At 72.0% G+C, this 14,509-nt stretch carries 12 protein-coding genes and 1 riboswitch; of the genes, 9 read left to right on the forward strand and 3 right to left on the reverse strand.

Features of this window, described 5'->3' with window-relative positions; genetic code table 11:
* Positions 1–213: 213 nt before the first annotated feature.
* The gene (locus tag ACIGXO_RS21940) at positions 214–1,299 is read right to left on the reverse strand and encodes a polysaccharide deacetylase family protein (protein ID WP_399789267.1); all 1,086 of its coding nucleotides are present in this window, start codon (positions 1,297–1,299) and stop codon (positions 214–216) included.
* A 154-nt stretch (positions 1,300–1,453) separates the two neighbouring features.
* Here ACIGXO_RS21940 and ACIGXO_RS21945 point away from each other — a divergent pair, with 154 nt between their 5' ends.
* From ACIGXO_RS21945 to ACIGXO_RS21960, 4 genes are all read left to right on the forward strand, one after another.
* Complete coding sequence (locus ACIGXO_RS21945; protein WP_399789270.1) at positions 1,454–2,989, forward strand: putative glycoside hydrolase; 1,536 nt, start codon at positions 1,454–1,456, stop codon at positions 2,987–2,989.
* A gap of 100 nt (positions 2,990–3,089) precedes the next feature.
* Positions 3,090–3,198: riboswitch (cobalamin riboswitch) on the forward strand.
* Between the two features lie 137 nt (positions 3,199–3,335).
* Entirely contained in the window at positions 3,336–4,418 is a 1,083-nt protein-coding gene (locus tag ACIGXO_RS21950; RefSeq protein WP_399789697.1) for a FecCD family ABC transporter permease, read from the forward strand.
* Complete coding sequence (locus ACIGXO_RS21955; RefSeq protein WP_399789273.1) at positions 4,418–5,197, forward strand: ABC transporter ATP-binding protein; 780 nt, start codon at positions 4,418–4,420, stop codon at positions 5,195–5,197. The genes ACIGXO_RS21950 and ACIGXO_RS21955 overlap by 1 nt, the downstream gene beginning before the upstream one ends.
* 2 nt (positions 5,198–5,199) lie before the next feature.
* Positions 5,200–6,189 (forward strand): ABC transporter substrate-binding protein, encoded by a 990-nt coding sequence (locus ACIGXO_RS21960; RefSeq protein WP_399789276.1) that lies wholly within the window; start codon positions 5,200–5,202, stop codon positions 6,187–6,189.
* Positions 6,190–6,272: 83 nt separating this feature from the next.
* On the opposite strand, the gene ACIGXO_RS21965 is transcribed toward ACIGXO_RS21960, so the two are convergent.
* Both ACIGXO_RS21965 and ACIGXO_RS21970 read right to left on the reverse strand, forming a co-directional pair.
* Positions 6,273–7,715, reverse strand: a complete 1,443-nt coding sequence (locus ACIGXO_RS21965) for an MFS transporter (RefSeq protein ID WP_399789279.1) — start codon at positions 7,713–7,715, stop codon at positions 6,273–6,275.
* Positions 7,712–8,698, reverse strand: coding sequence for a nucleoside hydrolase (locus ACIGXO_RS21970; RefSeq protein ID WP_399789283.1), 987 nt, complete (start codon positions 8,696–8,698; stop codon positions 7,712–7,714). Before ACIGXO_RS21970 ends, ACIGXO_RS21965 begins: the two co-directional genes overlap by 4 nt.
* A 225-nt stretch (positions 8,699–8,923) precedes the next feature.
* Between ACIGXO_RS21970 and ACIGXO_RS21975 the strand changes: the two genes are divergently transcribed.
* From ACIGXO_RS21975 to ACIGXO_RS21995, 5 genes are all read left to right on the forward strand, one after another.
* The gene (locus ACIGXO_RS21975; RefSeq protein WP_399789285.1) at positions 8,924–9,940 is read left to right on the forward strand and encodes a LacI family DNA-binding transcriptional regulator; all 1,017 of its coding nucleotides are present in this window, start codon (positions 8,924–8,926) and stop codon (positions 9,938–9,940) included.
* 82 nt (positions 9,941–10,022) lie between these two features.
* Positions 10,023–10,409, forward strand: a complete 387-nt coding sequence (locus tag ACIGXO_RS21980) for a DUF6907 domain-containing protein (protein WP_157847600.1) — start codon at positions 10,023–10,025, stop codon at positions 10,407–10,409.
* Between the two features lie 473 nt (positions 10,410–10,882).
* Complete coding sequence (locus ACIGXO_RS21985; protein ID WP_399789289.1) at positions 10,883–11,110, forward strand: type A2 lantipeptide; 228 nt, start codon at positions 10,883–10,885, stop codon at positions 11,108–11,110.
* Between the two features lie 321 nt (positions 11,111–11,431).
* On the forward strand, positions 11,432–12,238 hold the full coding sequence (locus ACIGXO_RS21990; RefSeq protein ID WP_399789292.1) for an HlyD family efflux transporter periplasmic adaptor subunit: 807 nt from the start codon (positions 11,432–11,434) through the stop codon (positions 12,236–12,238).
* Complete coding sequence (locus ACIGXO_RS21995) at positions 12,235–14,508, forward strand: NHLP family bacteriocin export ABC transporter peptidase/permease/ATPase subunit (RefSeq protein WP_399789294.1); 2,274 nt, start codon at positions 12,235–12,237, stop codon at positions 14,506–14,508. Before ACIGXO_RS21990 ends, ACIGXO_RS21995 begins: the two co-directional genes overlap by 4 nt.
* Position 14,509 lies beyond the last annotated feature (1 nt).

The raw sequence follows: 14,509 nt of genomic DNA on the forward strand, positions 1-14,509 counted from the left end.
GGTTTTGGGGGGGGGGGGGGTTTGGGGGGGGGGGGGGGGGGGGGGGGGGGGGGGGCGGTTTTTTGGGGGGGGGTGGGGGGGGGGGGGGGGGGGGGGGCGCCGGGGGGCGGGCGCGCCCCCCCCCCCCCGCCCCCCCCCCCCCGCCTCACTGCTATGCGCCCAAGGACGGACCAAGGACCGGCCAAAGACCGACCAGGGCGGATCAGGGGCGGCTCAGTACGGCTCCGCCCGCTCCCGGAACTCCTTCGCCGGCCGGGCCGAGCCCGACTCCGGGTAGGAGACGCGATCCGGATCGCCATCGGACGTGTACCGCGCGACCGCCCCGTCGCGCAGCTCGTCCAGCCAGTGCGCGGAGCCGAATTGGGCGTCCTCGTCGTGCGCGCCCGCCGAGCGGATGCGGGGTATGCCGACCGGGTCGAAGGCGGTGGCGTACGGGGAGGGGGCCGGGCCCGCGCCGACGAGGTACGCACCGTCGTACGCGTACCGCTCCCCGTCCGCCGCCCCCTTGACGTCCAGGCCGGGCGGATTGGGCTGGACGCCGAACGGCAGGGCCAGCGAGGTCACCTTCGCGCCCGGCACGCTCTCCTCGATGACCTGCTGGCCGGCGGCTATCTGCTGCTGCGCCGCGCCCGCGGAGATGTCCCGGAGGTTGGCGTGGTCCCGCGTGTGGTTGCCGACCTCGAAGCCGTGGCCGTGCAGCCACCGCAGCGCCTTCTTCGTTCCCGTCTTGGGGAACGCGCCGCCGTTCACGAAGAGGGTGGCGGCGGGCGTGAACCCCGGGTGCCGCCGGGCCACGTCGCGCAGGATGCCGACCGCGGAGTCCGCGGCCGGCCGGCCGTCGTCCCCGAGCGCGAACTGGCTGTCGGTGGAGTCGTCGAAGGTGAGCACGACCGGGTGCCGCCCGGCCGGTATGTCGATCTTCCCCGCGCTGTAGGCGCCGGCGGTCACCGGCACATAGCCCTCCTTCGCCAGCCGCTCCAGCTCGGCGCGGAAGTCGGCGGGCCTGCGGTCGTACGCGCTGCGTGGCTTGTCCACGATCTGGTGGTACATCAGCACCGGTACCGCACCGAGCTCGTTGGCGTGCACCGAGGCCGGTGACTTGGGCCGTGACGGGTGTTCGGGCCGGGCCGAGGGGGAATCCTGCGGACCACTGGCGGTTTTCGGAGCCGAGGGTTCCGGCGGTGGCGCACCACCGCGGGACTCGGCGCAGGAGACGGCCGACGCGGCCAGCGTCAGCAGGGACAGGACGACGAGGCCGGGCCGGCGGAGAGGGACCGGACGCGAGCGACGGAGATGCACGAGACCTCCTGGAAAGGGCGTGCCAATGCGGCTCAACTGGAAGAAGCTTTTCCTGAATCCATCGGATTCCTCCACTTCCTCTACTTCCGCTGATTCCTCCCGTACTCGTTCCCCGCGCAGAGCGCTCGTCATTCTTCTGGCCGGTGTCCTGGCCATGGCCCTGGTGGTCGGCGGCGTGCTCCTCGTACGGCAGTACCGGGCGCCCGCCTTCCGGTTGGCCGGGCTGCCGGCGGGCGGCGTGGTGAACGCCGACGCGCTGCACAAGGGCGGGGTGGCGGTGACCGCGCCGAAGGGGGAGCGGCTGCGCGGCGCCGAGGTCACGCTCGACGGCAAGCACGTGCCGGTCCGTACGTCCGGACGGCAGCTGACGCTGGGTCTGGAAGGCACCCGGGACGGCACGCACGAGCTGAAGGTCGCCACCGAGGGCTCGATGCTCGGCGGCGGCTCCGAGCTCACCCGCGAGCTGACCGTCGACACGACGCCGCCGAAGCTCGCGGTGGCCGACCCCGAGGGCCGGAGTCTGCGCGGGCCGGTCACGGTCAAGGGGCGCGCGCACGGCGCCACCGCCGTGACGGTCGCGGGCCGGAAGGCGGACGTGGGCAAGGACGGCCGCTTCGCCGTCCGGCTCCCGCGGCCGCCCGCCAAGGCCACCGCCGTCGCCACCGACGCGGCCGGGAACACCGCCCGGGAGGACGCGGTGGTGACGGTACGCCGGCCGCTGCTGCGCGCGGTGCACGTCAGCGGCCAGGCATGGGCCTCGGACCAGCTGCGCGAGCCGGTGCTGAAGCTGCTCAAGGAGGGCAAGCTGAACGCCGTCCAGCTCGACATCAAGGACGAGCTGGGCGAGATCGGCTACGACTCGAAGGTGCCGCTCGCGAAGCGGATCGGCGCGGCCAAGGGCTACTACGACGCGAAGAAGGCCATCAAGGAGATCCACGCGGCCGGCGGCGCGGTCGTCGGCCGCATCGTCGCCTTCCGCGACCCGATCCTGGCCTCCGCGTCCTGGAAGGACGGCCACCGTGACCGGGTCGTCCGCACCCCGGACGGCGGCCCGTACGGCGCGGGCTCCAAGTACGGCTCCCTCTCCTTCACCAACTTCGCGAACGAGGACGTCCGCCAGTACCACCTCGACCTCGCCGCCGAGGCCGCGAAGCTCGGCTTCGACGACATCCTCTACGACTACATCCGCCGCCCGGACGGCAAGCTGAGCGGCATGTCCTTCCCCGGCCTCGGCAAGACCTCACCGGAGGACTCGATAACCGGCCTGGTCGCGCGGACCCGCGCGGTCGCCCGCGAGCACGGCGCCTTCCTCGGCGTCTCCGTCTTCGGCATAGCGGTCACCCGCCCGAAGGAGATAGCCCAGGACATCGGCGCGCTCGCGAAGCAGTGCGACTACATCGCGCCGATGATCTACCCCTCGCACTGGGCCCCCGGCGAGTACGGCGTCTCCGACCCGAACTCCGAGCCGTACCCCATCACCAAGAAGTCCCTCGCCGACTTCGCGAAGAAGACCCGCCACACCGACGCCCAGATCGTCCCCTGGATCCAGGACTTCTCCCTCGGCGTCTCCTACGGCGACGCCGAAGTATCCGCCCAGCTCCGCGCGGCGGCCGACGACGGCATCCACTCCTTCCTCCTGTGGAACCCGGGCGTCCGCTATCACGGCGGGGCGCTGAAACCGATGCGGTGACCGACCGGCCCGGCCGGGCCGCCGCGCACCGGCGCGGGGGTCCGGCCGAGCCCGTGTTCTGTCGGTTTGGGGCGCTGTTAGGCTGCGACTGTGTCCCGTGGGGGAAGTCCGGTGAGAGTCCGGCGCTGACCCGCAACGGTGTGCGCGAGCGCGTGCCGCGGCCCTTTCGCAGTGGGCCGTACGCAGTGGTCGCGTGAGTCCGATGACCCGCGGGGTGGCACATCTCCCGACTGCTCGCCGCGGACTGCGAGAGGGATGACGCGACGGAGCCTGCCCGGCGCCGGGTGCGCCGCCCCCTGTACGTACGGACGCGGCCCGAGGCGAAGGACGCCCGCCCGTGCCCGCCATGACCACCGCCCCGGCACCCGCCGCGGCCGGACCGCCCGCGGTTCGCCGCCTCCCGGTCCCCGCTTCCGCAGCCGTGCTCGCCCTGCTCCTGCTCGTCTCCCTGCTGTGCGGGGTCGGGCTGGGCGCGTCCGGCGTGACGTGGGGCGAGACGCTGCGCTTCCTGGGGGCCGGGCTGAGCGGCGGGACGATACGGGGTGACGAGGTCGCCGCGTACACCATCGTCTGGGAGATACGGCTGCCGCGCGCCGTCCTGGCGGCCGTGGTCGGCGCGGGGCTGGCCTCGGTCGGCGTGGCCGTGCAGGCCATGGTGCGCAACGCGCTCGCCGACCCCTTCGTGCTCGGCGTCTCCTCCGGCGCCGCGGTCGGCGCCAACGCGGTACTGCTGTGGGGCGCGTTCGCCGCGCTGGGCGTGTGGGCGCTGTCGGTGTCCGCGTTCCTGTCGGCACTCGTGGCGATGGTGCTCGTCTACATGGCGGCGCGTACGGCATACGGACTGACGCCGCTGCGGCTCGTCCTCGCCGGTACCGCCCTGTCGTACGGCTTCTCCGCCCTCACCACGCTGATGGTCTTCCGGGCCGAGCGCGGCGAGGCGGCCAGGGCCGCGATGATGTGGCTGCTCGGCAGCCTGGGCGGGGCGACCTGGGGCTCGGTGCCGCTCGCCGCGGTCACCGTGCTGGCCGGCATCGGGTACCTCGGCGCCCGGGCCGGGCACCTGAACGCGCTCGCGATGGGGGACGAGACCGCCGCCGCCCTCGGCGTGCGCGCGGGCCGGCTGCGCACCGAGCTGTTCGTGGTGACCGCGGCCGTCACCGCCGCGGTCGTCGCCGTGTCGGGCGCGATCGGGTTCGTCGGGCTGATGGTGCCGCACGTCGTACGGATGCTCGTCGGCGCCGACCACCGGCGGGTGCTGGTCCTCGCGCCGCTCGCCGGCGCCGTGCTGCTGGTCTGGGCGGACCTCGTCTCACGGCTGCTGCTCGCACCCGCCGAGATACCCGTCGGCGTGATCACCGCCGTGCTCGGCGTGCCGTGCTTCCTGCTGCTGATGCGGCGCGGTGGCTACGCGTTCGGGGGCGGCCGGTGATGCGCCTCGACGTCGAAGACGTGACGGTCGAGCTCGCGGGGGCGCGGATCGTCGAGGACATCGCGCTGCGGGCCGACAGCGGGCAGGTCGTCGGGGTGGTCGGGCCGAACGGCAGCGGCAAGTCCACGCTGCTGCGCTGCGTGTACCGGGCGCTGCGGCCCACCGCGGGCACGGTACGGCTGGACGGCGACGACCTGCACGCGATGGACGCGCGCGCCGCCGCCCGCCGGCTGGCCGCGCTGCCCCAGGAGTCCGCCGCCGAATTCGACTTCACCGCCGCCGAGGTGGTGGCGATGGGCCGGCTGCCGCACCACCGGGGCTCCCCGTTCGGCGGGCGCTCCGCCGCCGACGCCGCGCTCTGCGCCGAGGCGCTGGACCGGGTCGGCGCGGCCCACCTCGCCGGGCGCGGCTTCCGCTCGCTCTCCGGCGGCGAGAAGCAGCGCGTCCTGATCGCCCGCGCCCTCGCCCAGCAGCCCCGGGTCCTCGTCCTCGACGAGCCGACCAACCACCTGGACATCGCCCACCAGTTGGAGGTGCTGTCCCTGGTGCGCCGCAGCGGCCTCACCGTGCTCGCCGCGCTGCACGACCTGAACCTCGCCGCGAGCCACTGCGACCTGCTGTACGTGCTCGACGGCGGCCACGTGGTCGCCTCCGGCCCGCCGCACGACGTACTGCGACCCCGGCTGCTGGCCGAGGTGTTCGGCGTACGGGCGCATCGCGTCACGCACCCGGTGACCGGCGCCGTCCAGCTGCTCTTCGACCTGAACGACCAGGAGTGACCATGTCCGTACGACGCCCGGCGACCGCGCTCGCCGCCCTTCTCGCGCTGACCCTTACCGGGTGCGGCGCGCAGGTGGAGAAGGCCGCACCGGATGCCCGCGGGTCCGCGGTCACCATCGAGAACTGCGGCAGGAAGCTCACCTTCGACAAGGTGCCCGAGCGGGTGGTGACCAACGACGTCGGCATCACCGAGATCATGTTCGCGCTGGGCCTGGAGGACCGGATGGCCGGGTTCGTCATGCCGGACGACAAGGGGAAGCTGAGCGGCGTGCCCTGGAAGGACGGGTACGAGAAGGCGAAGTGGCTGTCGAAGGACGAGATCACCGAGGAGCTGGCCGTCGACGCGCGCGCCGACCTGGTCTTCGCGGGCTGGAACTACGGCTTCCGCGAGGGCAGCCTCACCCCGGCGTCCCTGCGCAAGCTCGGCATCGACTCCTACGTCCTCACCGAGTCCTGCCACAACGGACGCGGCTCGGCACGCGGCATCATGCCGCCGCTGGAGGCGCTCTACACCGACCTCACCCAGCTGGGAAAGCTCTTCGGGGTGGAGGACCGGGCACGGAACCTGATCGCGGACTCCAAGGCGCGGGTCGCGGAGGTACGGCGGAAGGCGCCGAAGGGTGCGGACCGGCCGGACGTCTTCCTGTACGACAGCGGACAGGACAAGCCGTTCACGGCGGGCCGCTACGCGGCCCCGGACGACATCATCACCAAGGCGGGCGGCCACAGCATCACCCACGACCTCGCCGACTCCTGGACGACGGTCGGCTGGGAGACCGTCGTCGAGCGCGACCCCAACGTGATCGTCATCAACGACTACGGCGACACGACCGCCGAGCAGAAGAAGCAGTTCCTGCTGCACTACAAGCCGCTGGCGAACGTCTCCGCGATCAAGCACAAGCGCATCGTCACGCTGGACTATGCGGACTTGGTGGAGAGCCCGCGCAACCCGGCAGCGATAGAGCGATTGGGCTCATACCTGCGCCGCTAGGGGCGCGGGGAACTGCGCGACCAGCCACGACGGCGGGTGCGTGAGGGAACAACCGTCACGCACCCCGACCGTCGGTCCGTCGGCTATCCGTCCGCCTCGGCGGACACCGGCTTCGGGATCAAGAAGGACGCCGCAAACGCCCCCGCGATGATCACCACACCCGCGATCATCGCGGCGGTGTAGTCCGACGGCGAGGACGGGTCGGACGGTACGGCCGCGGTCTTCACCGCGTACAAGACCGCAAAGCTCAGCCCCGCCCCCAGATTGAACGCACCCGCGTTCAGCCCCGGCAGGAAGCCCGGGTTCTCGCGCGGGGAGAGCACGATGCCGAGCCCGTTGAGGACGATGTTCGCCACGCCCGCGTACGCGATGCCGACCAGCAGCGACATCGCCAGGAGCAGCACCCGGGAGTGGCTGCCGTTGGTGACGATCATCAGGACGATGGTCACCACCGTGCCGACGAGCCCGAACCGCAGGATGCGGCCGTACCCGAAGGTCGCGGAGAGCCGGCCGGCCAGCGGGCCCATCGCCAGGCCGGCGAGCGCGTACGGCGTCAGCGTCCACCACGCCGACGCCTCGGCCGACATGCCCAGACCCGCGTGCGCGTCCTGTGCGAAGGCCGGGATCAGGCCGTTCATGACGGCGAAGACGCCGGTCATCGTGAGGACCGTGGTCAGCAGCAGGGCCCAGGTCGAGCGCTGCTTGAGGTGGTGGGTGGCGACCAGCGGGTGGCCGCTGCGGCTCTCCGTACGCCAGAACAGCGCGAAGGCGAGCGCGGCGATGACGACGAGCACGGCGATCAGCGGCCAGTTCGCGGCGGCCAGCTTGCCCGCCTCGTTGAACGCGGTCAGCAGGGTGCCGACCGAGATGACGAGGAGGAGGACGCCGGGCCAGTCCATCCGGCTCTTCACGGGCGCGGTGGACTCCCGGGTCATCGTGGCGACCAGCACCGCGGCGAGCGCCGCGACGATCGCCATCGCCCAGAAGACCGCGCCGAAGCCGTACTGGTCGGCGAGGTAGCCGCCCGCGAGCGAGTCCACGCCCGCGATGCCGCCGTTGACCGCGGTGATCACGCCGAGCAGGGTGCCGTACTTCTTCGGCTCGGTGACCTCGACCCGCAGCATGATCAGACACAGCGGTACGGTCGGGCCGCTCACGCCCTGGAGGACGCGGCCCGCGAAGAGCATCGGCACGCTCGTCGCCAGCGCGGCGATGACGCAGCCGACGACCATCACGGCCATCATCCCGGCCAGCACCTTGCGGCGGCCGATCACGTCGCCGAGCCGCGGCAGGAAGAGCGAGAAGAGCGCCGCCGAGGTGAAGAACGCGGTCTGGGTGAGGCCGATCTCCGCCGAGGTGGCGTGCAGGCTGTCCTCGATGCTCTTGAGCGCGGGGCTCAGCATGCTCGCGTTGAGCTGGAAGGCGAAGCACGCCGCCAGCAGCGCCGTGAGCAGGACACCGACCCGGACGCCGGGTCTCTCCGTCAGGCCGCCCGAGGGCTGCCCCGTCGTGGTGGATGCGCTCATGCCAGTACGTCTCCGGGCTTCTGCGGGTTCTCGCCGATCAGCTCGGGGTCGCCGATCCGCTCCAGGGCGTCCACGACCAGGTCCCAGAAGCGGCCGTGGTCCAGCTTCACCGCGACCTGGGTGCGGCAGTCGGCCGGGGCCGGCGCGCGGAAGTCCGTCACGGTCATGCCCTTGGTCAGGGTGCCGGTCAGCTCGATGTCGACCGGGGCCCGGCGCACGGTCATCACGTCCGGGTCGATCACGTACGCGACGGCGCACGGGTCGTGCACCGGCGGCGACTCGAAGCCCTGGTGGTCGCGGTAGGTGGTGCCGAAGAACTCCAGCAGCTCCTCGACGAACTTGCCGGGCTTGGTGCCGAGCGCGGCGATCCGCTCGACGACCTCGGGGGTGGCGAGCGCCTGGTGGGTGAGGTCCAGGCCGACCATGGTGACCTGCCAGCCCGCGTTGAAGACGATGTGCGCGGCCTCGGGGTCGATGACGATGTTGAACTCGGCGACCGCGCTCCAGTTGCCCTCGTGGTAGCCGCCGCCCATCAGGACGACCTCGCGGACCCGCTCGACGATGCGCGGCTCCTTGCGGGCGGCCAGCGCGATGTTGGTGAGGCCCGCGGTCGGGACGATGGTGATCTCGCCCGGCTCGTGGGACATCACGGTGTCGATGATCAGATCGACGGCGTGCCGCTCGTCCAGGACGCAGGTCGGGTCGGGCAGCACGGGGCCGTCCAGCCCGGTCTCGCCGTGGATGTCACCGGCGGTCTCGATGTTGCGTACGAGGGGACGCGGGCAGCCGGCGGCGAAGGGCACGTCGGTGATGCCCGCGATCCGCGCCACGGAGAGCGCGTTGCGGGTGACCTTCTCCAGCGTCTGGTTGCCGACCACGGTCGTCACGGCGACGAGCTCGATGTCGGGGTTCCCGTGGGCCAGGAGCATGGCGATCGCGTCGTCGTGCCCCGGGTCGCAGTCGAGGATGATCTTTCTGGCCAACGGTCGAGCCCCTTTGCCCTGTTGAACGGTGGTGCGGTGACCCCTCCGGGAGAGCGTGGGAAATCGTTCTCCAAAGGGCCGCGAAGAGTTCACCCGTATACCGGGTCGGTTGTCAATGATTCATCCCACAGTGCCCGGCGGCTGCCCGGTGATAACGTTTGCCCGCCGTTGCCGCAGCGTACGCCGCTCGCAGGCGCGCAGCCGAGCCGAGCGAAGGGCGCGACCGTGGCCGAAGTCACCCTCAAGGACGTCGCCCGTGCCTCGGGCTGCTCCGTCGCCACCGTCTCCCGCGTGCTCGCCGGCACCCGCCCGGTCGGTGCCGAGACCGCCCGTACGGTACGCGAGGCCGCCGCGCGGCTGGGATACCGCCCCAACCATGTCGCCCGCGCGCTGCGCCGCCGGGCCACCGGCACCGTCGGCCTGGTCCTGCCGCAGATCACCAACCCCTTCTTCCCCGTGCTCGTGCGCGAGCTGGAGCACGCGCTGCACGCCGCGGGGCGGGCCCTGCTGCTCGCCGACTGCGACGACGACCCGGCGACCGAGGCGGCCCGGATCGCGGAGTTCCTGGACCGGCAGGTGGACGCGCTGGTGCTGATACCGGTCGACGAGCGGCTCAGCCGGGAGGCCGTCACGGACGCCGCGCGGCGGGTGCCGGTGGTGCTGCTGGACCGTGGCTGCGGCCCGGGCGTCGCCGACTCGGTCGCGGTGGACAACGCGGCCGGGATGGCCCTCGTACTGGATCACCTGGCGGCGATGGGCCGCCGCCGGCCCTGGTTCGTGGGGGCGGCCGGCACCACCTCGACGGCGGCCGAGCGGCGCGCCGCGTACGAGGCGGGCGCGGCCGCCCTGGACCCGCAGGCCCCCGGCCGGGTCGAGCTGGGCGACTTCTCCGTGGCGTGGGGGCGGGAGGCCGTCGACCGCATCTGGCCGTCCCGTCCGGACGCGATCGTCTGCGCCAACGACCTGATCGCCGTCGGCGCCCTGCAGCGGCTGCGCCAGCTGGGTGCCGACGTGCCCGGCGAGGTCGCGGTCACCGGCTTCGACGACGTGCCCTTCGCGGGCCTGGCCGACCCGGCGCTGACCACGGTCCGCCAGCCGGTCGGCGAACTGGCGGCGGAGGCCGCCAGGTTGCTGGCGGAGCGGTCGGGGGACCGGACGCCGGGCGGGGGAGCGGGCCCGGCCGTGGGGCCGAGCCGTACGGTCCGGCTCACGCCGGAACTGCTGGTACGGGCCTCCGGCTGATCCCGCGCGCGGGCGCGCCCAAGTGGGGCCTCCCGCGCGTCGTTCAAGAGCGCATGAGGCATACCGGCCGGATAATGTGCATATGACGGACGAAATGCTGGATCCCGTGACATTGGCCGTACGGCCCGTGGTGTGCCCGGTGTGGTGCCGGCGTGTGCACACGGCCGCCGAGGCCGGTGGCCACGACGGGATCATGCATCTGGCGGAACCGGTCGGCTGGAACCTCTCGGCGCAGCCGGAGCGGGGCTTCCCGCAGTTCCACTTCCGCATCATGTGTGAAGAAGGTGCGTCCGGCCGGACGTCGCCGGTGGTCGAGGTCGGCGTGATCGAGGCCGAGGGCCGGCTGCCGTACTCCTGCGACGCACGCACCGCCGGCGAGCTGGACCGGATCGTCGGCGAGCTGGAGCGGGTACTGGAGACGCTGCGCGGCTGGCGCGCGGCGCTGCCCGGCGGGGTTTCGGTGCCCTGACCCCTCGGTCGCGCCGGGCCGGCGCGGATGCCGCCGCGGCCGTGAGGTTGAGCCGCGCAGGCGGGTTTCAAAGAATCTGCACATCGCCCGCGCATCGGCGGCACAGTGTGTGCCGGCCGGCGCGCGGCGGCCCGCGCGCGTCCGGGGCTTGGCGCGGGTATGTCCGGATGGGTCCGGCGTGCGCGCGCCGCCGCCGGCCTGCGGGTAAACGTTCTTGTGAAGGACTCGTCACCAAGCCGTGCATAAAACTGCACGCGATGGTCCGGTGCCGGTGGAATGTGCCGACCGGCCGCCGCAAGCGGGTTGGCCCGGCTAGCAGTTGGCGTGCTTGGATCATTTCGACGCGGGAGTTGTGCGAATGCCTCCCCGGTTTCCATTCGGTAAATGACCGATATGGCCGCCGGGTTATGTTCTGCCGCCGACTTCCGTGTTATTCGAGTATGACCCACAGTAATTGAAGGGAAACGCAAGTCATGGACTTCACCCCCCAGGTCGAGACCGCTGAGATCGCCGACGCCGAGCTGGACGCCATCGCCGGTGGCCTCGGCGTCTCGGGCACCGTCAACCAGGTCGTCGGCACCGTCGACGGTCTGACCGGCGGCACCGTCAGCAGCACCCTCGGCCAGGTCAACGGCACCGTGCAGCAGACCGCCGGCATCAACGCCGTGGGCACCGTCGAGGGCCTGACCCAGGGTCTCTGAGTCGCATCGCCGCTCTCGGCCTCACCGCCGCAGGCGTGACTCGACCTATTGGTACATATCCGTACCCATAGGTTTGCCGTGCGCCCCGGAGCATTTGCTCCGGGGCGCACGGACGCCTTCGGCCGCCGTCATCGCCCGTCAAGTACGGGCTTTTCCGCCTGTGTTACGGTCATGCCTTGGTATGCCCGAACAGCGGGTATTTTCATGGATCATTGGTGCGCCATGTCGCGCGTGTCCCATTGGGTCGCCTTTTCGCCTGCGCTGCCCTTTGGTGTATGCGTCGGCACCGAATGAGACAAAAGCAGTCGAGGGAAAAGTTCCGTGCAGTTCCGGCAAAAGGCGCTGGCCAAGCTCCAGTCGCCTGAAGAGCTCGACCTGCCCGTGCGCTACGCCCGGCCGCAGGGCGGCCTCGTCCTCGCCGTCACCGTCGTCGTGATGGCCGTCGCCGCCTTCTGGGCGGTCACCGGGTCCGTGTCCTCCAAGCTGACCTCACCCGGCATCCTGACCCACCCGCAGGGCAGCTACGTCCTGCAGAGCCCGGTCGCCGGCCAGGTCACCGAGATCTTCGCCAAGGAGGGCCAGCAGCTCCGGGCCGGAGCGCCGGTACTGAAGGTGCGCACCGCACAGGGCGACCGCGCCGTCCGCGCGGTGGCGCCGGGCCGCGTCACCAGCCTGGTCGGCAAGATCGGCTCGGTGGTCACGATGGGTGCCGACGTCGCGAGCGTCGAGCGCGTCCAGAGCGCGCACGAACCGCTGGTGGCGATGGTGTACGTACCCAGCCGCAGCGCCGCCACCGTCCCCGTCGGCGCCGATGTCGACCTCACCGTCCAGTCCGTGCCCACGCAGCAGTACGGCGTGCTCCGCGGCAAGGTCAAGGCCGTCGGCCGGGCGCCGCAGAGCAGCCGCCAGATCGCCGGCTTCCTCGGCGACCGCGAGCTCGGCGAGCAGTTCACGGCGGACGGCCAGCCGATCGCCGTCCTCGTCGAGCTGGAGCGCTCCAAGGACACGAAGTCCGGCTACAAGTGGTCCAACGCCGACGGCCCGCCGAACGCGATCGGCTCCATGACGCCCGTCACCGGCGCGATCCACCTCACCGCGCAGCGCCCGATCGATTGGCTCCTCCCGTGACCGCGCCGTCCGAAGCCCCGGCGCCGCCCCCGCTGCCGCCCGGCGGCCGCGGCCGGCACCGCCCGAACACCAAGCCCGACCGGCGCCGCTCCGGCGGCTCCGGAGCCGCCAAGGGCGCCGGCAAAACGGTCCGTACGCCCACCATCCTCCAGATGGAGGCCGTGGAGTGCGGCGCCGCCTCGCTCGCCATGGTCCTCGGCCACTACGGCCGGCACGTCCCGCTGGAGGAGCTGCGCATCGCGTGCGGCGTCTCCCGCGACGGCTCCCGCGCCTCCAACGTCCTCAAGGCGGCCCGCGCCTACGGCCTGAAGGCCAAGGGCATGCAGATGGAGCCCGCCGCGCTCGCCGAGGTCCGGACCCCGGCCATCCTCTTCTGGGAGTTCAACCACTACGTCGTCTTCGACGGCATGGGGCGCCGCTTCGGCCGCAAGGGCGCGTTCATCAACGACCCCGACCGGGGCCGCCGCTTCGTGCCCGCCGAGGACTTCGACACCAGCTTCACCGGCGTCGTGCTGACCTTCGAGCCCGGTGAGGACTTCCGCAAGGGCGGCCGCAAGCCCGGCGTCCTCGGCGCCCTGCCGCCCCGGCTGCGCGGCACCTCCGGCACCATGCTCGCCGCCGTCCTCGCCAGCTTCCTGCTGGTCGTGGTCGGTGCGACGGTGCCCGCGCTGAGCCGTACGTACATCGACATGTTCCTGATCGGCGACCAGACGTCGCTGCTCGGAGTGCTCTTCGCGTCGATGGGCACCACGCTCGTGCTCACCGCCGCGCTCACCGCGCTGCAACAGGCGAACCTGCTGCGCGGCCGCATCATCTCCTCCACCCTGAGCAGCGCCCGCTTCCTGCGCCATCTGCTCCGGCTGCCGGTCACCTTCTTCGCGCAACGCAACCCCGCCGACCTCGTCCAGCGCCTGCAGACCAACGACACGGTCGCCGAGACCCTCGCCAGGGACCTCGCCGCGGCCGCCGTGGACGCGGTCGTCGTCATCCTCTACGCGTTCCTGCTGTGGTCCTACGATCCGCAGCTCACCCTCATCGGCGTGGCCGTCGCGCTGCTCAACGTCGCCGCGATGCGCATCGTCGTACGGATGCGCGCCACCGGCACCCAGAAGCTGCGCGCCGACACCGCCCGGCTGACCAACACCTCGTACAGCGGTCTGCAGCTCATCGAGACGATGAAGGCCACCGGCGGGGAGAACGGCTACTTCCGCCGCTGGGCCGGACAGCACGCGACCACCCTGGACGGCCAGCAGCGGCTCGGCGTACCCACCTCCTGGCTCGCCGTTGTCGCGCCCACCCTCGCCGCCCTCAACAGCGCCTGCATCCTGCTCATCGGCGGACTGCGCGCGGTCGAAGGCCATATGTCGGTAGGTCTCCTTGTCGCCTTCCAGGCGCTGGTCACCAACTTCACGGCGCCCATCACCCGGCTCAACGGCATGGCCGGCCGCATCCAGGACTTCGCCGCCGACGTCGCCCGCCTGAAGGACGTCGAGTCCTTCCCGGTCGACTCCCTCTACACCCGCCCCGAGCCGGTCGCGTCCACCCGCCGCCTCAAGGGCCACGTGGAGCTGACGCACATCACCTTCGGCTACAGCCCGCTGGACAAGCCGCTGCTCACCGACTTCTCGCTGACCGTCGGGCCCGGGCAGCAGGTCGCCCTCGTCGGCGGCTCCGGCAGCGGCAAGTCCACCGTCTCCCGGCTGATCTCCGGCCTGTACAGCCCCTGGGAGGGCACCATCCACATCGACGGGCAGCGGCTGGAGGACATCTCCCGCGGCGCGCTCGCCTCCTCGGTCTCCTTCGTCGACCAGGACGTCTTCCTCTTCGAGGGCACGGTCCGCGACAACGTCGCGCTGTGGGACCCCTCGATCCCCGACGAGGCCGTCATCGAGGCGCTGAAGAACGCCGCGGCGTACGACATGGTGGCCCGCCGACCCGGCGGCATCCACAGCCGCGTCGAGCAGGACGGCCGGAACTTCTCCGGCGGCCAGCGGCAGCGCCTGGAGATCGCCCGGGCCCTGGTCCGGCGCCCCTCCATCCTCGTCCTGGACGAGGTCACCAGCGCGCTGGACGCGGAGACCGAACAGATCATCATGGACAACCTGCGGCGCCTGGGCTGCGCCTGCGTCGTCATCGCACACCGCCTCAGCACGGTGCGCGACAGCGACGAGATCGTGGTCCTGGACCACGGCACGGTCGTCGAGCGCGGGCGGCACGAGGACCTGGTCGCCGCCCAGGGCGCGTACGCAGAGCTGGTCAAGGAGTCCTGAT

The sequence above is a fragment of the Streptomyces sp. NPDC053542 genome (assembly GCF_044544685.1).
Classification (GTDB): domain Bacteria; phylum Actinomycetota; class Actinomycetes; order Streptomycetales; family Streptomycetaceae; genus Streptomyces.